Here is a 22179-nt window from a genome sequence, read left to right as displayed (position 1 = left end):
GGGAGGTTTTAAAAAAAGCTTTATCTTCACTTTTTAAAATCAGCTGATGAAAATACTTGATGAGATTATCCATCCGGGCGAGACCAAGATTCTTAATCTTGAAATAGCAAGGCTGCACACTGCCACCAAACTCAAAATTCCGGTTGTAGTGTCTAAATCCAAACAGGAAGGACCTACGGTTTTGCTTTCTGCCGGTTTGCACGGCGACGAATTAAACGGAGTAGATATCGTTCGGCAGATTATCCACAAGGGAATCAATGTACCGGCAAAGGGAACTATTATCTGCATTCCGGTGATTAACATCTTTGGCTTTATCAATAAATCCAGAGAATTTCCGGATGGCAGGGATATGAACCGCATTTTTCCCGGCAGTAAAAGCGGATCTCTCGCCGGACGATTTGCCTATCACCTCATCCAGTACATTTTGCCACACGTGGATTATGCGATAGACTTTCACGCGGGCGGGCAAAGCCGTTTTAACGCTCCCCAAATCAGGATTGCACCCAACCAAAGCGAGTTAAAAGAACTGGCAGAAATATTCAGCCCTCCTTTTTTGCTATATTCTTCCCAAATCGCAGGTTCATTTCGCAATGCCTGTGCCAAACTCGGCATTAAAATGCTTTTGTTTGAAGGCGGAAAATCGATGGACATCAATGCGGAAGTTTCTACAGCAGGCGTAGAAGGTGCCAAGCGCTTTTTGAATCACTTTGGCATGCTCCAAAAAAAGTTTGTTACCGAAAAGCCCTCTGCACCTATGATTGCAATCAGTCAGTCCGTATGGATCCGAGCCAAAAAATCGGGTCTGCTCCACGATCAGGTAAAAACAGGCGTATTTGTCGAAAAAGGACAAACGCTTGCCTTTATTTCTGATCCGTACGGAAAAGAGAATACAGCGGTAAAAGCGCCCAACAGCGGCTATATCATCAACGTAAACGATTCGCCTATTGTGTATCAGGGCGATGCTATTTTTCACTTGTCAAAAAACATTGTACATGAACAAGAACGAGTTAAGAGTTAAATACAAAAAACGGAGAGAAAGTCTGACGGAAGAACAAATTGAAAATCTGAGTCTGGAAATTGCTAACCGGACTTTAACGCTTCCCATTTGGCATAAAACCAATTTTCACCTCTTTTTGTCCATCCAAAACAAAAAGGAAATTGACACGGAATTTCTTTTGCAGATACTTGCCGGAAAGGACAAAAATGTCATTCTTTCCAAGTCGGACTTTGCAAACGGAACCATGCAGCACTACCTGCTTACCGACAATACGCGCCTAAAAGTAAACGCTTACGGCATTCCTGAGCCGGTGGACGGTATTTTAATTCAGGAAAGCCAGATAGAGGTTGTTTTTATTCCGCTTTTGGCTTACGACCAAAACGGGAACCGCATCGGTTATGGCAAGGGTTTTTACGATCGATTTTTAGCGCTTTGCCCGCCCGAAACGATTAAGATAGGGCTGAGCTTTTTTGAACCTGAACCGCTGATTGAGGACATTTTTGACAATGATATTCCGTTGGATTACTGTGTTACTCCCGACAAGATTTTTAGCTTTACTCCTTAATCAAAAATAAAAATCTAATTTTACCTAAAATTTAAAACTTATGAACCATATTACAGAAATTATTCTTTTAGGCTTTTTGGCAATTACTTTTTTACAGTCGGGATACGATAAAATCGTTGACTGGAAAGGAAATACCGGTTGGCTGAAGTCTCATTTTGCAAATACATTTCTTGCGGATAAAGTTCCTTTTTCGCTTGGAATTATTTTGATTTTAGAAATCTTTGCAGGAATCTTTGCACTGGCAGGAATTTACCAGTTGCTTCTTTCCGATGCTAAAGACATGGCTTTATATGCCGGTATTATATCTTGTATTACTTTGTTGTTTTTATTATTTGGACAGCGCATTGCCAAAGATTATGACGGAGCCCGAACAATTGTTATTTACCTGATACCCGCTGTATTTTTAGTTTATATCTTAAGCTAACCAGTTTTAGTCGCAATAACAGCCTTTTCAGTTGACTGCAACTGGTAACCCGCTTGCTTGCCCGTGTGCAAAGCAAAGCTATGCCGGTTACAAGATATTTTTACAGGATGAGTATGTATTCTATTAAACCTACAGCGTTATCAAAACCCTGCAGGCTGTATTGTCTTCTCTTATTTTAATACTTACGGCTTTGCCCTAAAAAGCTTTACACTGATGCCCAAAACCACGAGCAGGCAAACTACCGCTGCCCAAAGCCACTCCGGAGGAAACACCAAAAAGTTCATCCCTGCCCATATCAGCAGCAGTATCGCCATAATTTTATAACGGTATGTGATTATTTTTTCCATGTGATTAAAATGAAACTGTGAACAAGTTTTATTATCTTTTTAATTATTTTTCTATTTATAAATAGCATATTTAGATAAGAGATTATCTTAAATAATCAACCTTTTCTTTGGTAAACTCAGCGCATTCTGTAGTCTGAAAATCTTTTTCAGTAATTGCTTTATTGGTGCTGTCCACACTTAAATCCAGAATATACAAATAGTTGAGTTCATTTATCTTTGTAACGGTAGCGGTACGTTTTTTTAACTTTTTGCCCATAAATGTTCCCCAAGACAAGTAAACATTCCATTTTTTGCGTTGCTTTTGATTTTCCTGATTAACAACCATTTCAGACGTTTGGGTAATATAATTTTTAATCGGCAAAAAGTCTTCTTCCGAAACGCACTTTAGAAAAGAAATATCTCCGTTGTTTAAATCTTCAAACGTGTCTCTGATATCGTCAAAACAATTTACTACGTAGTATTCATTGTTTTCAGTATCTTCAAAGTAAACATTACCGAGTTGACTGCCGAAATAATTAATGTTTTTACAAAACTCTTCCGGATTTTTTAAGGTATAGATACTAATGTTATCAGCTTCTAAATAAGGCTGATAATATTTTAATCGTTCCGGGTTTTTCATCTGATATTCCATTGTAGAACTAACTCCGGTTACTACCTTAAAAAATGTCTGACATCCGGAAAATAACACTGCTATTACTGTAAAAAAAGCCAGTCTATAACTAATACTTTTAATCATATTATCAAATTTTGATATATAAGTAGTGGAATAATAGCAACTCTTTCGAGTTGCTATTATCCATCAATTTATTACTTTCTAATTAATTGTCTTTTAATATTTTGATCAAAGAAATTTTGATAAGCCTCCTCCTTATTAAATCCTAAGAATTCAGATACTATTTCTCCTTTTTCATTCAGTATTACAAAAAACGGAATACCTCCTTCAAATTGTAATCCGGTTTTTTTAGTAAAATTTTTGACTGCATCTTTATTCATCAAATCTGTTCCGCTAGACTCTTTAATCAAAAAAGAAGAAGCCACTTTTAACCGTTGCATCTGTTTGGTCAGTATCTTTTTTTGCTTTTCGTTATTTCTATCTGCACTGATAAAAACTAAATCCATATTATTCTGCTCTGCATACTTTTTTAAAGCTGGTATTTCTTCTATACAAGGTTTGCACCAAGATGCCCAAAAATTAACAATTGTAGGCTTATTAATTTTCTGTTTCCATTTTAAAAACTCCTCTGCCGTAAGTTCCTCAATGTTTGTTTTAAAATGAACCGTTTCTGAATCATATTGTTCTGTTTTCTCTTCATTATCAGGTGTGTCACCCATAGTTACATTATCTTTCAGCATAAAATAACCTATTACTCCTAAGACAATTATACTTGAAAAAGCACCACACAAAAAAACTATTACTTTTTTCATCTTTATTTAGTTTTATTATTCTTACTATCAATTATATATCAAATCCATATTAAAAAACTTTTTGACTCCTTTATCTAAATACCCAAATGAATTTCCCTTATAAATGCCTTTCTCAAAATAAAAGTATTGAGGATATCCTCCAACTACACTAACATCAGGAATCAGATTACTTAAAAAATCTTTCATTCTTCTTCCCTGATCTATAATTTTTATATTTTCTTTATAGGCAAGCGGATCTATAAAATAAAAAGATTCTTTAAAATCTCTTCTTTCCGCAAATTCCTTTATTCTATCATCCATAGAATAGCAATGTAAATCATCGAAAACAATTAGATAATCTATCTTATTTTCTTTACACATTTCAATATCTTTTTTTATCCACTTCATACCTTCTTCCGAATCTACTCCTCCACACGTAGAGCTCAGTACAAACAAAACAAATGGTTTATCCGCCATGTGCTCTTGTACCGTCGGATGCGTGATGGTTGACATCTGAGTTTGGTAATTAATATTTTCATTATTTACAAAAAAATACACAAAGGCAATCAAAAGCAGTAATAGACTTATTATACTTATTCCTGTTATTTTCAAAAACTTTTTCATAATTTAGTTAGTTATTTACAATAAGTCGCAAAAAATATTTTTTGTTACAATTAATTAAAAGGCACTAAAGAATAGTGCCTTTTAATCAAAATAAGCTAAATCATTATTTATTAAGTACTTTCACAAATACATTAATTTCTGCCCACTCTTCCAAAAGATCTAAGAAAAGCAAACAGTTCATTCATACTCATTAATACCATACAAAATTTCTTTCATTTTTGAACCGTTTATCTCTACCGGTTTATAGGCTACATTAAACTTATCAATTGCTACATCAATGTCATTCTTTAACTTTTGATATTCTAAAGGTAGTTTGGTCTGACATTGTTGTTCATTTTCATAACTATTTAAAATAATTTTGAATTTTTCATAAAATTTAGAACCCTGATCTATAAACCCATTGTATTGATTAATGAATTGCATCAGCCGATCTATAGGAAATTCTATATCTATATACATTCTAGACTGTGAGACTCCTGAACTTTCATCTAATTTGCCAAGATATTCAGCTACTTTTTTTCTAATAGATTCCCAATCATCATTTCCTCTGCATTGCTCCAGCGTAACAGAATAATCTATCGGTTTTGTATAATCTTTAAAAAGAATTTCAATGTCTTCTTTTATTTTCTCATTACTTTTTTGCAAAAATGCCGTTTCAAAATAAATTGTATTTAAATCCCCCTGCATCCTCAACGTAAAATCAATAATGCACTCTACATTTTTAAGTTCTGCTTCTTTTTCTTCTTTTGTTAATCCTGACACCAGCATATTTGAAAAAGTATTAACCACAGAAACTAAAGTGTTACTCCCTAAAACAGAAGTTAAATCAAATCCTGATTTTCTGTCTCTTTTATTCTGAACAATCTCTTGTACTTTTGTGAATTCGGGATATTGATTTGGATTTGCAATCTTATTAATTTCTGAAAAAGTACGAGTAGATGCAAAGTGATGGTCTAAACTCAGGACTTTTTCATATAAAATACGAATAATCTGCAATCCTTTTAAATAACGTATCCTAGACACATCACTTGCACTTTCCAGCTCCAGCTGTTTCATTTCGTCCTTTAATTTATCTTTATAAATTAAAAGATCGATTTTGTAATTTATATCTGCTGTTTCTGAAAGTTGTGAAGTAACCTGATGCAGTTCTATTTCTTTTTCTAGAAAAAGTTGTTCAAAGCTTTTATTACTAGCATCTATTTCCCACATCATCTCTGTCATAACCCTGTTAGGGTCATCTTTCCAAGAAGGATTAACAGCAAACAATTTTGATACAGACAACAAAATTGCTGCAATCAAATAGAGCAGAATTTTCATCATTTTTTTATTTTTTATCAGATAGATTAAGCACAAGTTCTATCTGGCGTTCTCTGTTTAATCTTATTTTGTGCTCTCCCCTTGCAATAAACATGTATTTTGGATTTACTCGTAATTCTCTGATCAATTCTGGATTTAAGTCAATACTTTCTTCCTGATAAAAAGGTAGTTCTTCCATAGGAGCCACCTCTTCTACAGGTCTTCCCAGCCATACTGATTGTTCGTCACGCGCAAGTTTTAGCCCGTCTAATACAACAAGAATTTGTTTTTCGCTATGTAGAGATATAAGCGCGTTGGCTTCAGATTGCATAGATTGTACCTTTTCAATAGTGCATATACTGCTTTTACTACCACTACAATCTCCCCCTAGCCTGCTTCCTCTTTTTACTTCTGCTTGCGTTTGAGCCAATAAAACAGAGGGCAGCATAGCCGCTGCTATTAAAAATGTTTTTTTCATAAATAAAATTTTTAATTATAATCTGACTATTATCTATAAGCATAAATAAATTTTATAAACCCAACAGTACTTGTTGGGTTTATAAATAGGTTCTATTTTTTTCTTGCCATTGAAACAATGTAATATCCTTCGGATAAAATTGTTCTGTAGACTTTTCCTCCTGCTACCACAACTTCTCCTCTTACCCCTAATTTTTCCGAAACATCCCTAGGCAGGGAAAAATCTTTATCTACCATCAGTCCTTCTTTTAAATACTGAGCATTAGCTTTATAGAATTCCTGACTAAATGCCACTGCTACATTGCTTTCTGTAATCTGAATACCCGTAGAAAAGCCACGGTCAATATCCTGAATTCCGCCCGAACAAAAAGCTCCTCCTTGCACACACGGACCGGCATAACTGGAAACTTTGCCAAGTCCTAATTCAACTTGTTTAAAACCTTTGGGTTGTGCCTGTACAGACAAAACTCCTGCAAATATTGTGGCTAATGCGCCAAAAATCATTTTTTTCATGATAATGTATTTATTTTTAATTAATAATAGATGTAGTAAGCCATCACGGCTAATGCTATAAAAAGAGCTATAACTCTAAGCAGATTAAACGTATATTTTCCTTTTTTTTAATTCCTCTAAGAAGCCTGTATACATCAAAAAGCAAAAAGACGATACACGCATAAAATGGCAAAAGACCTATAAAATGTTTCATTTTTCATTTTATTTTTAGAGGAAAGTCATCCTTTTCGTTTGTACAACTTTACGCTTAGCATAATAATAGGCGCTAATAATAAAATAAATAGGGGGTAAAATTTTTTTGGTAATAAGAAAAAAGGTATTATCCCTATTATAATACAAATAATTGAAAGTATCTTGTACATAAGATTTTTTTTAAATTTTTTATTTTTTATTCCAAAGAAATGCTGAATATCTTAACGTAGAAAAATATACAGATAATTGCCCTATTGCTCCATCTGAAAATGATTGATTAGAAATGAGGGTGTTTTCGAAGCGTTTCACTTCTGAAATAAAAACTTTTAAATCTTCTAATTTCCCAATTCTTCTCAAAAAATCAGCAAACTCCTTTTTATCAACATCTTTGGGTAGTTGTTTCAACGTATACTGAACGACATCTTCATAATTTTTTAAATTTTTCATCTCAGAATATTGAGTAGATAAAAATTTTATATCAACACTTTTATTATTTGTATCATACTTCTTAGAAAATTCTAAAAACACATCCGGAGTATAACTTTTATTTACTTTTAAATAATCCACCAGAATTTCATTATGCTTTGCTCCCACATAATCCATAGTATTAAGAGAGTTAGCCAAATATTCAGGTGCTTTTTCAATTAAAGGCTGACTTTCATACACAGCCAAAGAGCCTGCTACTCCACCAATAAGTGCTCCTCCACCTAAAACCAACCATCCAGGAGGAGTTAAAGACAAAAAATTAATAATACCCGCAGCTGAGCCAGCTCCACCCAAAGCTCCTGCTGCATCGGCAGCGGCAGTTTGCCTGCCATTTTGTGCATTACCACTAAAGCTTACTAATACAATTGCTATCAGGCATAAAACTGATTTAAAAAATTTGTTTAACATAATAATGTGTGTGTTTTGCAAACCCGTTATTGATCTTGTTTTTTTAACAGCAGGTTTACGCGTTAATAAATAATTTTTAATTTTATTTTTTGTTTATCAAAGGCTCTACACCTTTAGTTTCTAATATGATTTTCAAGTCTAAAAACTTATAGAAGTTTTTAAATCCGATAGGGGTCAATGTTCTTATTTTTACATACATCTTTACTGTTTGTCCTTCTTCTAAAAAAACTTCAATCTCATTGGATTGAAACATACTATCATATTCTACTTTAGTATAGACAATATGTTTTCCTGGTTTTAATTCAAATGTTTTTGTTTGTCTATTTGCGAGAGTACCTACCTTATTTCCATCAACATACACAGATATTTTCCTTAAGAACCCAATAAATCCTGACCCCCTTGTAATAACAAGCTGTTGCATCTTTTATTTGATGTAAACTGGTTGATTCAGATTGATAAACTGATCAAAGGCTGATACTCTTTCTACTGGTTTATTCCAATACGAATAATCACTACCAACAGAAATTTGTTTTTCCGGCAAATATTCCTGTGCAAGAACAGAAGCTACTGCTCCTCCAATAATTCCTCCTATTCCAAATCCTGTCAATCCACCAATCACTGCTCCTACTGCATCTGCGATAATAACTTTTGACCCTTTAGAAAGTCCTTGGGTTTGAAACTTTCCTTTATTTTCATTTTCTACCGAAGCCCAAAAATTATAAGAGTTAATTAAAGTATAGCCAAAAGTTTGAATGGCTACAGTTTCTTCGGCATTTTTACTTTTATAACCTATCAGGTTATTTATAGTTTTTTCGGCATTTTCTTTATTGGACAATGTATAAGCATCTTTTGTAGCTTGGATAATGATTCCTTTTAATTCTGCCGAAATTTTATCCTGCTTTTTAAAAGCGTTTTCAAGCTCTCCTACAATATAAGTATAGTCAACATCTTTAATCTCTTTACCGGAAACAGAAGTATAAACATTCGTTTGCCCAACATTCAAATATTGTTCAAAGTTTGTTGCTAACCTCCCAACAGTTAAATCTTGTTGCAAGTATAATCCTTTAGAAAAATAATGGGCAAGAAGTTTGTTGTGATAAACTGCAACATCTTTTGTTGTTAATTCAGATGGTTTCACTTGTGCATTTCCATGAAAACTTACTAATACAATAGCCACCAGGCTTAAAACTGATTTAAAAAATTTGTTTAACATAATAATTTGTTTTTTGTGATAAACCTGAGTTATGCTGTTTTAAAAACTGCAGGTTTACCGATTAATAATAAATTAACTTTTTTCCTTATAAAGGAAGATCACCATAACAAGCGGTGTTTTTTTAAACACCGGACCAATGAGCTGTTTTCCGCTGCAGCGCTGTTTACTAATCTTTAACAGCTCACAGGCACAGAACACAACGGCTGTCCGGTGTTTGTTCAACCCAAACCGTCTTATTTATGGCTATATAACTTTTGTTTCTGACCGGCATTCCGGACTGCCGGCTTCCGAAACAACAATTATTTTAATGTGTTTTTACTGCTTGCCCTGCCAACACCGCAAACACTACCGCACGGGCTTTGCCCATCTGGTAACCATAAGCTAAGGCGATTCTTCTTTTTCCATCCCATATATCGTCAGGATCATCTCCATAACTTAATAATATCTGTAGCAATTCCCATTCAGCAGCAGACAATGCTGTATCCGTTATAGGGTCGGCAGTCCACGGTTCGTATGTTACCCAAAGCCGGTACAGGTAGGTTTTGGCTGCTGCTGAATAATTCATCTGTTCTATCAGCTCTGCCACATCAGTATGCTTTACCTCATCCAGCTCTGCTGCTGTCGGGGACGCATAGCCTTTTTTTGCCAATGCGGCAAATGCGGGATTGGCAAACGCGGCACTTTCCACATAACGGATAAGTTCTTCTGTGGTTTTAAAACTCTGTCTTGTGCATTGGTTTTCTATATCGGTTATCAAACCTGTCCATGTACTTTGAGCAGTACTTTTTACGGTATTCTGTATTTGTACCGGTTGTTCGGTTACTGCTTCGGTACTGCAGGCGGCAAGCAATACACTAAGTACTGCGCATGTATAAATCTTTTTCATTGTTTCGGTAATTAATGAATTAATACTTTTGTGAGTCCACTCGTTAACCTGTTAACTGTTTTTAACCTCACAAGATTTTTATTAACCAAAACGATAGGTACTGCCCGGGTAGCTTTTTCCGTTTTGCTTCTGAAACAAACTTAGAGCGCCCAACAAAAAACCACAAGATTTTTGCCTCTGTACATCGGACGTTTTGTCAATAGCATCGGACAAATTGTAAATAACTCTGATTTTCAACTACTTATCATTTTCCAAATTTACAGAAGGATATTTTGTCAATACCGCGGACATTTTGTCAATGGCTACTGATAATCAATATTTTATAAAACACAAAAAAGCATTACCTTTGTTAAAATACCTGTTAACGAATAAAAGATGTTTTTAAAAAAATTTTGGATTTTATTTTTTTTAAGCTTTAGCGGATGTTTTTTTTACTTCGCTGCTGCCCAAAATAACGCCGATTACAAAAACTGGACGTTGAAAGAACTGCTTTTTATGATTAATTCGGGTAAACTTACCCCTGCCGATAGGGAAATTTATCTTGAATATTACCTGCAAAAAGCCAAAAAAGAACAATCTGCAGAAGACATTATTACCGCCTATCGCAAAAAAGTATACCAGCTTAGCAACTATACCGGCAAAAAACAGTACGCCGACAGTCTTTTATCTTTTGCCTTACAGCTAAAGGATAGTCAGGCTATCGGCATCGCTTATAATATTAAAAGTTATATTGAAGAAATAAATAAGAATTATCAAAAGGCTTTGGACTATGGCTTAACAGCCGAAGAATATCTGGAAAAAGCAAATGATAACTACACTCTGAATATAATAAAAAGTTCTGTTGGCTCTATTTATTACCATTTGGAAGATTATGCTAAATCAGAAAAAATAACCCTAGAAACAGTTACTTATTACCAAAATCACCTTAAGGACACCGATAATGCCTATAACAATTTAAGAGGGTATATCAATAATTTATATGGGCTTGGCAAAACCTATTTCCGTCTGCAAAAAAATGATACGCTGAGCCTGCTGCTCAACGAAGGGTATATAGCTATTAACCAGCTAAACACCAAAGATAAAATACTGGAAACCGCCTATTTTGATCTTATCAGCGGGATGTATAACCACCGCATGCAGCACTATACTGCATCGGATTCTTTGCTGAATGCGGCGCTGCTGCCCATACAAAACAACGGAGATTTTGCCAACGAGCACCTTGCGTACCTGTATTTGGGCAAAAATGCGTGGGATACGGGGCAAAGAGAAAGAGCCTTGCCGTATTTTGAAAAAATAGAAACGCTGTACCAAAACCAAAATTTTAGCAATGTAGAACTAAGCGAAGCTTTTAGTTACCTGATTACATATTATCAGGACAAAAAAGAGATGGAAAAGGAACTGCATTATACCAAACTGTTAATGAGGCTTTCTACAGAACTGCACAAACAAAACAGCCGGCTCAGCTCGTATATGCACACCCATCTGGATACCAAAAAACTGGAAACTTCTAAAAAAAAGCTGGAACACGAGCTTACTAAAAGCAAATTAAAGATAAAAGAGCTGTATGGAATTGTCGTTGTTCTTGCTTTAGTTTTATTTGCCGGATTGCTGTACTATCAAAAAGTACAAAAAAAACTAAAACAGCAGTACAAACAGCTCATCAGCCAACAACAACACGAGCAGGAACAAACGGAAAGCCTCACTCAAAACAACGAGGAGGAAACAAAAGACAACACTGGTTTGCAGAATGTTGAAATGCCCGAAACCGCTGAAGTGTTGAACACGGTACAAATTATCTTCAAAAAACTGGAGAACTTTGAAAAACAAAAGGGCTTCCTGCAAAAAATAACACAGGATGAGTTGGCACGGCAGCTTGGTACCAACCGCAATACGCTGTCTAAGTTTTTTAATGAAGAAAAGAAAATCAGTTTCTCAGATTACCTCAAACATTTGCGCATTCAGCATGCCATCCGCGAGCTGACCTATAATCCTAAACTCCACCATATGACACTTAACGGTTTAGCAGACGAATTTGGTTTTGGCAGCGGCAAAAACTTTTCTGCCAGCTTTAAAGAAATTGCCAAAATATCCGTCATGGATTTTATCAAAATGCGCCGACAAGACGAGAATTTTAAAGAGCTGGACAAGGAACAGCTTTCTTCATCATAAAAAGCAAGCAAGTTGCCCTATAATAAGGCTAACTCAGCTTCATAAAATTGGAATAACTGAATTGTTGTCTTTTAATATAAAAGGGCAATTATAATTTACCTATTTCTTAAAAACCCTTTTGTTGAAAACGATCAATATCTCTACCCCAACCAAAATAGCAGCATCTGCCGGATTAAAAAGGCTTAAAGTTCAAAATAAAGAGATGCCGTGACATAGCAATTTTAGTTTTCTAATGCTCCCCAGCCGCTCATCATAATCGCTAAAGCTTTAAAACCCCAATTGATATCATCTTGCGGATAAACCGGAGTAGTGGTTCTGCTGATTAAGTCGTGTGCGGTAAGTTTGATTTCTTTAATTTCCTTTGGTTTCATTACCAAAGTTGGGGTTTCGCTATTTAAATAATAAACATCTAACCGCAAAATTCCCTGATTTTCTTCTAAATAAAAAGGATGTGCAAAATTGATGGCATCAGTAAATAACGGCGAAGTATAAACAACTAATTTTTGCAATTGCATGGGTGCGTTTTCATCTAATGTTTTGGGAGTGTAAACAATTACATCACATTCATACCCCAAAACAGTTTGTTTGGCGCTTTTTGTTTCCCGATTAAACTGACTGAAATCCACATCGTTTATTGCTCCGGAAGTTCCATATTCTGAAGGCTTGTATGAGGAATATATTTTTTTATCCTGTTCGGTAATTTTATCAGTCTGTACCAACGTTTCCAGATAAAGACCTGCCTGATTCTGAGATTTATTATAATAATTATCCATTGTCCATCCAAAACCGCAAACTTTCCCTAATACTTCATCATTTTTAATGTTATAGGTACATTCAGCAATATTTAACGTTACCGCCCAGGCTGCTAACGGATTTTGATTTCCAATAGTAGCAATCAAATCAATAATTGCTTTTGCATCGGCATCATTGGCTACTAATTTTTCATATTGTTCTTTTACGTTAGCTTTAGAAAAATCTATCTTTCCTATAAGTTTTCCTAAATCAATATCATTACTAAAAATTCCCATTTCAACAAAACCTTCTGTAAACGGAGTGTCAATAATTTCATGGTTATTATCTGGTAACTTGTTTTCGTCCGAAGAACTACAGCTAAACAAGAAAAACACGGATAATAAACTACTTACAATAACTTTTTTCATCAATAATTGATTCAAAAAAGCTGTCTCCGGTCTTCAAGAAACAGCTTTTTATTATTAATTAACTTTTACCAATTCAACTCTGCGATTTTTAGCTTTATTTTCTTCCGAATCGTTTGCTACCAAAGGATTTTCAGAACCAAAACCTTTTGCTGTTAATCGAGCTTTGTCAATTCCGTCTGTAACGAGAGCGTTCAGTACCGAATTTGCCCGAGCATCGGATAATTTCTTATTGTGTTCCGCATTTCCGCTATTATCCGTGTGTCCTTCAATAGAAATGTTTAAGTTTTTATCTTTTTGAAGCGCTTCGGCAATTTGCGTAACCACTTCTTTTCCTTCAGCCGTAATATTAGACTTATCAATATCGAAATTGATATATAAAATAGATTTTCCTTTTTCGGTCAACTCTTTTGCAATATCATCAGCCGTTACTTTGGTAATGGTTTGCTTAAATGCTTCTTCCAACAAAACATTTAGTTTTCCTCCTGCGTTATTAGAAGTAAATTGGATATAAATATTCCCTTTATCTTTACTTCGAATCACATAGAATTTTATCTCTTCACCTCCATAACCTATGTCTCCATCATTGCCTTTATTTGGGTCTTGTTTGTGATAACGGTCGTATTCTTCTCTGGTGATTTCGCCGTCAAAAACTTTAACCGCTCCAACAGATAGCAAATAATCTTCCATACTTTTTTCAAAATACCGTTGAGAATATTCTTCACCTCGTTCATTGGTAACGTATATTTTATACAACCTACCTTCAAAAGGAGTCATAATGCCATTGATTGGAAAGAAACAAACATCAAATTTTCTTTCTAATGGTTTGTTCATAGACCGTAATCCTTCTGGAAGATTGATAAAAGGGAAGTCTCCAATATCGGCAGTAGAAAACGCAATGTCTTCTATATTGAAATCAGTAGCGGTATTTGCTTCTTCTGTTTTAACTTCGTTTGCTTCAACGGTAACTTCTGTGGAATCTTCTGTATCTTCCTGCTGTTTTACAGATTGATTACAAGATACAATCAAAGCTGATAATCCAAAAATAAGGGCTGTTTTTTTCATTTTTTTATAGTTTTTGATAGGCTAAAGATAAACGTTTTACGTGCTAAAAAAACATCTAATCTATTGTTTTACGCCATCAAATAAAAAATTAATATCTGTTTCAGCTTGTTGATTTGTTGCCATTTCAAGAGTTTTTACATCAGCAGTATACCAAAGGTAACCTTCTAAAATACCGTAAACAGACTGAATATCGTTATTATATCCCCCCTCCACTTTAAAAGTTTTAGGCGTAACGCTGGAATAAGCTTCACCAGATTTTGGCGTAACTTTTAAATGTTGGTCATCTACTTTAGTAACAATAACTACAGCATCAAAATATTCGTATTGATCGAGATGACTTGATCTCAACTTTCCTTTATACGTCCCTACAGCAGCATCGATAGTACCCTTTGTTGGTTGTTCATATCCACCATTATCATCATTTTTACTACAACTTGTAGCTATTATTCCGAATGTCAGTACCGATAATATTCCTAAGAATGCAATTTTTGTGTTTACTTTTTTCATATTATATCTTTTATTTTGAATTACAAATTTCTATAGATTGTAAAATCAAGACAATCATTGAAAACCATGATTTTTTTCTAATGGTTTACCATGATTTTTTATTCCAATAAAATTTTATGCTTTTTTATAAAGATATTTGTCTTAAACTTTAGATCAAGATGTATAAATTCTCCTTGTTTTTTCTTATTTTATTCGGGTTAACTTCCCAAAAAAATCACGCACAACTTCCACTAGATATGGAACAATATGCTAAAGATTTATACAAATCCTTAGAGACAGCCTCCAACGATAGTTTGCGCGCAACGATTTACTTTAATTTGGTTACGTACTGGACACCTAAAGACTCGTTAAAAACTTTTGAATATTTAGAAAAAGGGTACAAAATGGCTCATAACAACCTGTATTTAAAAGGCTTGTATCATGCAAAAAAAGGATATTATTATTACTCAAAAGGAAATCTGGAAGAAAGTAAAAAACACTATTTAACAGCAGATTCTTTCTTAAATAAAATTTCGGGAAGCCAAGAAAGTTACAAAACACAATCTGACATTTGGAACAATATTGCGGTGATTCATCAAATTGAGGATGAAGATGAAAAATTTGTAGAAATAACGCTGAATAAAGCCATTCCGTTTGCCGAAAAAGCGAAAGATAACAGCAGACTTGCTACACTTAACATTAGTTTGGGAATAGGTTTTATGAATTTAGAACAATATGAAAAAGCAATTGTTTACCTTTTAAATGCAGAAAAGCTTCTTCTATCTCAAGAAAATCAAAATCACAGGTTAATAAGCATGTACAATCGCATAGCCGAATCTTATGTTATAATGAACCAAACAGATGAGGCAAAAAACTATATTGATAAAGCAAGAGAAATTCTCAAAAACAATCCTGATTCTGATCAAAAAAGTATTTTTTATTTAATAGAAGGTTTATACTTCCAAAAAAATAATCAGTTTAACTCTGCATTAAATTCCTACAACAAAGCCTTAACGTTTACAGCTGGTCCAAATAAAACCTATCATATTTATGAAATAAATATAAATAAGGTTGCCTTATTATTAGAATTGAAACGTTTTAACGAAGCTTTACAACTGGGTTTATTATTAGAAAAAGATCCATTTACGAATGAAGTTGATACAAACAAAGCGTCAGTTTACAAACATATTTCGGGTGCTTATAAAGGTTTAGGAAAAACAGAAAATGCTTATGACTATTTAAAAAAGTACAGCGATCTCAATATAGAAATACATGATCAGGATTTTAAGGAACAAATTAATGATTTAGAATTAAAATACGATGTAGCCCGTAAAGAAAAAGAATTACTACTTGCTAAAAGAAGTGAAGAAGAAGCGCAGTTTAACTTAAAAAACAGTAAATTAATTACAGCTTTAGCACTTGCCGGAATCGTTATTTTATTGCTAATTACACTCATTACTTTTAATTATTACCGAAATAACAAACGTCGATTACTTCAAAATGAAATTATTCATCAACAGAAAATTAAAGAAAAAAGCACCGAAGCAAAATTGGCAGTAAAAAATGCAATATTAGAAAGCGAAGAACAAGAACGCCAGCGTATTGCTCAGGATTTACATGATAGTATGGGCGGAATGCTTGCCAATATCCGAATGTCGATTTCTCAAGAAAATACTCAAAACTCGAGCGAATTGTTGCAAAAAATAGATAAATCAATTGTAGAAATGCGTCGTATTTCCAGAAATTTAATGCCCGAAACACTAAAAAATCTCGGATTGGAAATCGCACTAAAAGAACTTTGCGAATCCATGTCGCAGAAACAATTTCACATTCAGTTTGAAGCGTTCGATTTGTCAGAAAACATTCCTTTTAAAATACAATTGTCACTATATCGCATAGTTCAAGAAAGTATCAGTAACGTAATCAAATATGCTCAGGCAGGCAATGTTATTGTTCAAATTAGTCAGCATCAAAATACGATAAATTTAACGATCGAAGATGATGGAATTGGTTTTGATACAACTAAAGTTGATTATGGTTTAGGAATAAAAAACATTAAAAACCGTACTGCGCTAATTAATGGAACGGTAGAGATTTTGTCGGAAAAAGGAAAAGGAACCACTATAAATGTAGAATGTTATGTATAAAGATGAAAGTTTAAATTTAGTAATAGTTGATGATCATCCAATGGTTTTGGAAGGGTTAAAATCACTATTGGATCAGGTAAAAAAATTTAAAATATTTGCTTTTACAAAAGGATCGTCTGCATTAGATTTTATTCAGGAAAATAAAACCGATATTGTTTTACTAGATATTGTTTTGAGTGACGGAAGCGGTTTAAATTTTTGTCAGTTAATTAAACAGAAATCGCCTAAAACCATTGTCATCGGAATTAGTAATCAAGCTGAACGCAGCATTATATTCCGTTTTTTGGAAAACGGCGGAAACGGCTATATCTTAAAAAATGCAGATGTAAATGAAATTATTCATTGTATCGATAATGCCATAAATGGAGATTTGGCATTAAGTAAAGAAGTACAGGAAATTATGTTGCGTCCGTCGGCAAATAATTTTGAACTTCCGCGATTAACAAAGCGAGAACAACAAATTCTTAAATCAATTTCTGAAGGAAAAACTTCTGCCGAAATTGCAGATAATTTATTTATTTCAATAATTACCGTAGAAACGCATCGCAGAAACTTATTGCAGAAATTCAAAGCCAAAAATATGATTGAGCTAGTTAAAATCGCTACGGAAAATAAACTGATTTAAAGATAATTATTATAGGCTTAAATTTGTTTCATCCTTTGTTTATCTGTCGTCAATACCGCAAAACTAAAGGCTAACTGCTGAAAACTCTACTTCTTAAAAATCCTTTTGTTAAAAACAATCAATATCCCTACTCCAACCGAAATAGCGGCATCTGCCAGATTAAAAATAGCGTTGAAGAAGGTAAAGTAATTTCCGCCCCAAATCGGCAGCCACTCCGGCAAATAGCCTCTCCAGATAGGAAAATAAAACATATCCACCACTTTTCCGTGAAACCAGCTGCCGTAAGGTTTATCTGAAAATAAAGTTGCTAACTGATGTGTACTGTCGTCAAAAATTACCCCGTAAAAAACAGAGTCAATAATATTGCCCACAGCACCTGCCAAAATTAAAGCGACAGCAACAATGAGGTAATTGGTTGCTTTTTTTTGAACAGAGTCGTTAAGCCACCACGCTATTCCGCCAACGGCTATAATTCTAAAAATCGTTAATGCCAGTTTGCCATAATCGCCCGGTAAAACTACTCCCCAAGCCATTCCTTCATTTTCGATAAAATGGATTCTAAACCAATCAAAAACGAAGACCTCTTCATCCAGTAAAAAATTAGTTTTTATGTAAATCTTTAACCACTGATCCAATATCAATACGACCAAAATAAGTAAGTAGGCTCTCTTTAACGACATTTTTTTTTATTTACAAGGCAAATGTAGTTTATTTTAAGGGATAAAAAAATATACATTCTCGGGCAGAACAGCGCCGTTCACGAATTTTAACATATCGTTATCAGGACGAAATCATAAATACTTCCTGATTAAAGCGTTAAAACAAAAAGCTGACCTTTTTAGGTCAGCTTTTTGTTTTAACGCTGCATATTTTTTGCCTCTATACTCATCGTAGCATGAGGAACCAGCTTTAGCCTTTCTTTGTCAATCAATTTTCCGGTTACTTTGCAAATGCCATACGTTTTGTTTTCAATTCGTATCAGTGCATTTTTTAAATCGCGGATAAACTTTTCCTGACGGATTGCCAACTGAGAGTTGGCTTCTTTAGACATGGTTTCGCTTCCTTCTTCGAATGCCTTAAATGTAGGAGACGTATCATCTGTTCCATTATTCAAATCATTCATATAGGCACTTTTGATTAACTCCAAGTCTGATTGAGCTTTCTCAATCTTAGCTAAGATCAAATCTTTAAATTCTGCCAGCTCAGCATCAGAATAACGTACTATTTCACCTGCTTCTTTCATAATTTTAATTATTTTAAAATTAATACCCGCGTTTTCAGCTCGTCAAACTCTACAGCTGTTCCTTCTTTCAATTCAGGAACAAACTCCAATGTATGAGTTAGTGTCTCGGACTTTACATAGTCCTCATTTGCCAAAATTGCCTCTCTTATTTCTTGTTCTTCTTGTAATGTCACTTTTATTTTATCGGTTACTTCAAAACCGGAATCTTTTCTCATATTCTGGATTCTGTTAACCAGTTCTCTTGCAATTCCTTCTTTTCTTAATGCATCAGTAAGGGTTATATCCAGCGCAACCGTAATATTGCCTTCGTTTGCCACTAACCAGCCTTCAATGTCCTGTGAAGTTATCTCCACATCCGACAATGTTAAGATAGCGTTTTTTTCTGGTAGTTTCAACACAATCTCTCCTCTTTTTTCTATTTCGCTGATCTGTTCCTGAGAAAAACCCTGTATCTCTTTAGCTATCAACCCCATATCTTTACCAAAACGAGGTCCTAATACCTTAAAATTAGGCTTAATCTGCTTGACTAACACACCGGAGGCATCATCTAAAAGCTCAATTTGTTTAACGTTTACCTCTGCTTTTATCAAATCAGCTACCGCTTCTATCTCCTCTTTCTGTTTTTGATCTAACACCGGAATCATTACTTTTTGCAAAGGCTGTCTCACTTTTATCATTTCTTTCTTGCGCAATGACAATACCAATGACGAAATGATTTGGGCTTTGTGCATTCTGCTTTCCAAATCTGAATCTACCAAAGATGCATCGTAATTTGGAAAGTCCGCCAAATGTACCGACTCAAAGTTTTCTGTAGATGTTATTGCGGTTAAATCTATGTAAAGTTTATCCATAAAAAACGGTGCTACAGGCGCTCCTAACTTAGAAATAGTTAGCAAACAAGTATATAAAGTCTGATAAGCCGCTATTTTATCCTGTCCGTAATCGCCCTTCCAGAATCTTCTTCTGCACAAACGCACATACCAGTTGCTCAAGTTTTCAGTCACAAAATCGGTAATAGCTCTTGTTGCTTTTGTAGGCTCGTAATCAGCATAAAACTCGTCTACCTTTTGTACTAATGTATTTAGTTCAGACAAAATCCAACGATCAATTTCCGGTCTTTGATTTACAGGTACTTCTTGTTCTGCATATTTAAAATCATCAATGTTTGCATACAAAGCAAAAAATGAATAAGTATTGTAAAGCGTACCGAAAAACTTTCTTCTTACTTCGGTAATTCCTTCCAAATCAAATTTTAAGTTATCCCATGGATTAGCATTAGATATCATATACCAACGCGTAGCATCCGGACCGTGTTCTGCCAGTGTTTCAAACGGGTCAACAGTATTGCCTAAACTCTTAGACATTTTAAGACCGTTTTTATCCAGTACCAAACCATTAGAAACTACACTTTTATAAGCTTTAGTGTCAAAAACCAATGTAGCTATGGCGTGAAGCGTATAAAACCATCCTCGTGTCTGGTCTACTCCTTCGGCAATAAAATCGGCAGGGTAAGCCAGCTTATTATCTATCAGCTCCTTGTTTTCAAAAGGATAATGCCACTGTGCATACGGCATAGATCCTGAATCAAACCAAACGTCAATTAAATCTGCTTCGCGATACATCGGTTTGCCCGACGGAGAAACCAAAACAATAGTATCTACCACGTTTTTGTGCAAATCTACTTTGTCGTAATTTTCCTCACTCATATCGCCTGCTACAAAACCTTCGAAAGGGTTTATTTCCTGAATGCCCGCCTGCATTGATTTTTTTATCTCATTTACCAACTCTTCTACAGAACCTACAATCAACTCTTCTGATTTGTCTTCGGTACGCCAGATTGGCAGCGGAATCCCCCAAAACCGCGAACGGGACAGGTTCCAGTCGTTGGCATTTTTCAGCCAGTTGCCAAAACGCCCTTCTCCGGTTGCTTTGGGTTTCCAGTTAATGGTTTCGTTCAGCTCAAACATCCGGTCTTTTACTTCCGTTATTTTAATGAACCACGAATCCAGCGGATAGTACAATACCGGTTTGTTGGTTCTCCAGCAATGCGGATAACTGTGAACGTATTTTTCTACTTTAAAAGCTTTGTTTTCTTCTTTTAATCGGATTGCTATTTCTACATCTACAGAGCGTTCCGGTGCCTGTCCGTCATCGTAATATTCGTTTTTAACGTATTTACCACCCAAGTCGCCCATTTCTTTTACAAAACGCCCTTGCAAGTCAACCAAAGGAACCGCATTTCCGTCTGCATCCAAAATCAGCATCGCGGGCACTTCAGGCACAGCTTCTTTTGCTGCTTTAGCATCATCGGCACCAAAGGTAGGCGCCGTGTGTACAATTCCTGTACCGTCCTCTGTTGTAACAAAATCTCCTGCAATAATGCGGAATGCATTTTCGGGATTTTGATAAGGTAATACATACGGCAGTAACTGCTCATATTTTATTCCTACCAGATCGGCACCTTTAAATTCTTTTACAACAAGGTAAGGAATTTTTTTATCTGCAGTTGTATAGGCTTGCAGGTCGGCTTCGGCATAAACCTCAGCAAATTTTCCGGAAAACTGCTTGCCGATTAAAGGTTTTGCCAAAACTACATTAATGGCTTCTCCCGTATATTGATTATATGATTTAACCAGAGCATAGTCAATTTTAGGACCTACTGTCAAAGCTGTATTAGACGGTAAAGTCCAGGGAGTTGTAGTCCACGCCAAGAAATCAATCGTTCCAAAACCTTGTAAAAAGTCCGGAAGGGTTTGTTCAATAGCTTTAAATTGTGCTACAATGGTTGTATCTGTAACATCTTTATAAGCTCCGGGCTGATTAATCTCATGTGATGATAATCCCGTGCCTGCCTTTGGCGAATAGGGCTGGATAGTATATCCTTTATACAGCAGATTTTTACTGTATATTTGTTTTAACAGCCACCACACCGACTCCATATACTTGGGTTGATACGTAACATACGGATTATCCATATCCACCCAATAACCCATTTTTTGGGTCAGGTCATTCCACAAATCGGTATAGCGCATTACGGTTCGTTTACACGCCTGATTATATTCTTCTACCGTAATTTTTATACCTATATCTTCTTTGGTAATTCCCAGCTCTTTTTCGGTTCCAAGTTCAACCGGAAGTCCATGTGTATCCCATCCTGCTTTGCGCTTTACCTGAAACCCTTTCTGTGTTTTATATCGACAAAAAATATCTTTAATCGTACGAGCCATTACATGGTGAATCCCCGGCTTTCCGTTTGCTGAAGGCGGTCCTTCAAAAAACACAAAAGGCTTGTGTCCTTCCCTTGTACTAATACTTTTCTCGAATATTGATTGTTCTTTCCAAAAATCAAGCATTTCTGATGCTACCTCCGGCAAATCAAGACCTTTATATTCTGTAAATTTAGTGCTCATTATTAATAATTGTATATTTTTTTCAATTTCGCGAATTTACGGAAA

General features: G+C 34.9%; 23 protein-coding genes. 6 read left to right on the top strand and 17 right to left on the bottom strand.

Going from position 1 to position 22179, the window contains the following annotated elements:
- Positions 1-46 precede the first annotated feature (46 nt).
- From C8P70_RS06480 to C8P70_RS06470, 3 genes are read left to right on the top strand one after another with little or no spacing between them, the layout of a single operon-like run.
- Entirely contained in the window at positions 47-1018 is a 972-nt protein-coding gene (locus C8P70_RS06480; RefSeq protein WP_133712529.1) for a succinylglutamate desuccinylase/aspartoacylase family protein, read from the top strand.
- Positions 993-1562, top strand: coding sequence for a 5-formyltetrahydrofolate cyclo-ligase (locus C8P70_RS06475; RefSeq protein WP_133712528.1), 570 nt, complete (start codon positions 993-995; stop codon positions 1560-1562). Before C8P70_RS06480 ends, C8P70_RS06475 begins: the two co-directional genes overlap by 26 nt.
- Before the next feature lie 40 nt (positions 1563-1602).
- A complete protein-coding gene (locus C8P70_RS06470; RefSeq protein WP_133712527.1) occupies positions 1603-1986 on the top strand; it encodes a DoxX family protein in 384 nt (127 codons plus the stop codon).
- Between the two features lie 429 nt (positions 1987-2415).
- On the opposite strand, the gene C8P70_RS06465 is transcribed toward C8P70_RS06470, so the two are convergent.
- From C8P70_RS06465 to C8P70_RS13785, 11 genes are all read right to left on the bottom strand, one after another.
- A complete protein-coding gene (locus C8P70_RS06465) occupies positions 2416-3069 on the bottom strand; it encodes a hypothetical protein (RefSeq protein ID WP_133712526.1) in 654 nt (217 codons plus the stop codon).
- A gap of 71 nt (positions 3070-3140) precedes the next feature.
- The gene (locus tag C8P70_RS06460; protein ID WP_133712525.1) at positions 3141-3758 is read right to left on the bottom strand and encodes a TlpA family protein disulfide reductase; all 618 of its coding nucleotides are present in this window, start codon (positions 3756-3758) and stop codon (positions 3141-3143) included.
- Between the two features lie 27 nt (positions 3759-3785).
- Positions 3786-4361, bottom strand: coding sequence for a hypothetical protein (locus C8P70_RS06455; RefSeq protein ID WP_133712524.1), 576 nt, complete (start codon positions 4359-4361; stop codon positions 3786-3788).
- A gap of 177 nt (positions 4362-4538) precedes the next feature.
- On the bottom strand, positions 4539-5681 hold the full coding sequence (locus tag C8P70_RS06450; RefSeq protein ID WP_133712523.1) for a hypothetical protein: 1143 nt from the start codon (positions 5679-5681) through the stop codon (positions 4539-4541).
- A 4-nt stretch (positions 5682-5685) separates the two neighbouring features.
- A complete protein-coding gene (locus tag C8P70_RS06445) occupies positions 5686-6135 on the bottom strand; it encodes a hypothetical protein (protein WP_133712522.1) in 450 nt (149 codons plus the stop codon).
- A gap of 92 nt (positions 6136-6227) precedes the next feature.
- Positions 6228-6647 carry a hypothetical protein gene (locus tag C8P70_RS06440; RefSeq protein WP_133712521.1) on the bottom strand — a complete coding sequence of 140 codons (420 nt, stop codon included), beginning with the start codon at positions 6645-6647 and terminating at the stop codon, positions 6228-6230.
- A 381-nt stretch (positions 6648-7028) separates the two neighbouring features.
- On the bottom strand, positions 7029-7733 hold the full coding sequence (locus C8P70_RS06435) for a hypothetical protein (protein ID WP_133712520.1): 705 nt from the start codon (positions 7731-7733) through the stop codon (positions 7029-7031).
- 82 nt (positions 7734-7815) lie between these two features.
- Positions 7816-8154, bottom strand: coding sequence for a hypothetical protein (locus C8P70_RS06430; protein ID WP_133712519.1), 339 nt, complete (start codon positions 8152-8154; stop codon positions 7816-7818).
- 3 nt (positions 8155-8157) lie between these two features.
- The gene (locus tag C8P70_RS06425) at positions 8158-8946 is read right to left on the bottom strand and encodes a hypothetical protein (protein WP_133712518.1); all 789 of its coding nucleotides are present in this window, start codon (positions 8944-8946) and stop codon (positions 8158-8160) included.
- A 304-nt stretch (positions 8947-9250) separates the two neighbouring features.
- On the bottom strand, positions 9251-9832 hold the full coding sequence (locus C8P70_RS06420) for a hypothetical protein (RefSeq protein WP_133712517.1): 582 nt from the start codon (positions 9830-9832) through the stop codon (positions 9251-9253).
- A gap of 81 nt (positions 9833-9913) precedes the next feature.
- A complete protein-coding gene (locus C8P70_RS13785) occupies positions 9914-10069 on the bottom strand; it encodes a hypothetical protein (protein ID WP_166666179.1) in 156 nt (51 codons plus the stop codon).
- A 138-nt stretch (positions 10070-10207) separates the two neighbouring features.
- Here C8P70_RS13785 and C8P70_RS06415 point away from each other — a divergent pair, with 138 nt between their 5' ends.
- On the top strand, positions 10208-12001 hold the full coding sequence (locus tag C8P70_RS06415) for a helix-turn-helix domain-containing protein (protein ID WP_133712516.1): 1794 nt from the start codon (positions 10208-10210) through the stop codon (positions 11999-12001).
- A 221-nt stretch (positions 12002-12222) separates the two neighbouring features.
- Here C8P70_RS06415 and C8P70_RS06405 read toward each other — a convergent pair whose 3' ends face one another.
- Genes C8P70_RS06405 through C8P70_RS06395 form a run of 3 tightly spaced genes read right to left on the bottom strand, consistent with a single transcriptional unit; the run spans position 12223 to position 14730 of the window.
- Positions 12223-13161, bottom strand: a complete 939-nt coding sequence (locus tag C8P70_RS06405) for a hypothetical protein (RefSeq protein ID WP_133712515.1) — start codon at positions 13159-13161, stop codon at positions 12223-12225.
- A gap of 54 nt (positions 13162-13215) precedes the next feature.
- Entirely contained in the window at positions 13216-14223 is a 1008-nt protein-coding gene (locus tag C8P70_RS06400; RefSeq protein ID WP_133712514.1) for an OmpA family protein, read from the bottom strand.
- Between the two features lie 60 nt (positions 14224-14283).
- The gene (locus tag C8P70_RS06395; RefSeq protein ID WP_133712513.1) at positions 14284-14730 is read right to left on the bottom strand and encodes a hypothetical protein; all 447 of its coding nucleotides are present in this window, start codon (positions 14728-14730) and stop codon (positions 14284-14286) included.
- Between the two features lie 158 nt (positions 14731-14888).
- On the opposite strand from C8P70_RS06395, the gene C8P70_RS06390 reads away from it, so the two are divergent.
- Positions 14889-16856, top strand: a complete 1968-nt coding sequence (locus C8P70_RS06390) for a tetratricopeptide repeat-containing sensor histidine kinase (RefSeq protein WP_133712512.1) — start codon at positions 14889-14891, stop codon at positions 16854-16856.
- Positions 16849-17481: a response regulator gene (locus C8P70_RS06385; RefSeq protein ID WP_133712511.1), complete on the top strand. Its 633-nt coding sequence runs from the start codon at positions 16849-16851 to the stop codon at positions 17479-17481. Before C8P70_RS06390 ends, C8P70_RS06385 begins: the two co-directional genes overlap by 8 nt.
- An 86-nt stretch (positions 17482-17567) precedes the next feature.
- On the opposite strand, the gene C8P70_RS06380 is transcribed toward C8P70_RS06385, so the two are convergent.
- From C8P70_RS06380 to ileS, 3 genes are all read right to left on the bottom strand, one after another.
- Positions 17568-18161 (bottom strand): lipoprotein signal peptidase, encoded by a 594-nt coding sequence (locus C8P70_RS06380; protein WP_133712510.1) that lies wholly within the window; start codon positions 18159-18161, stop codon positions 17568-17570.
- A 176-nt stretch (positions 18162-18337) separates the two neighbouring features.
- The gene (locus C8P70_RS06375; protein ID WP_133712509.1) at positions 18338-18724 is read right to left on the bottom strand and encodes a TraR/DksA family transcriptional regulator; all 387 of its coding nucleotides are present in this window, start codon (positions 18722-18724) and stop codon (positions 18338-18340) included.
- 8 nt (positions 18725-18732) lie between these two features.
- Entirely contained in the window at positions 18733-22134 is a 3402-nt protein-coding gene (ileS, locus tag C8P70_RS06370) for an isoleucine--tRNA ligase (RefSeq protein WP_133712508.1), read from the bottom strand.
- Positions 22135-22179: the final 45 nt, after the last annotated feature.

Source organism: Myroides indicus (genome assembly GCF_004364575.1).
In the GTDB taxonomy this organism is placed as follows: Bacteria; Bacteroidota; Bacteroidia; order Flavobacteriales; family Flavobacteriaceae; genus Flavobacterium; species Flavobacterium indicum_A.
Note: the sequence above shows the minus strand (reverse complement) of the source record. Positions and strands in the feature narration are given on the sequence as shown.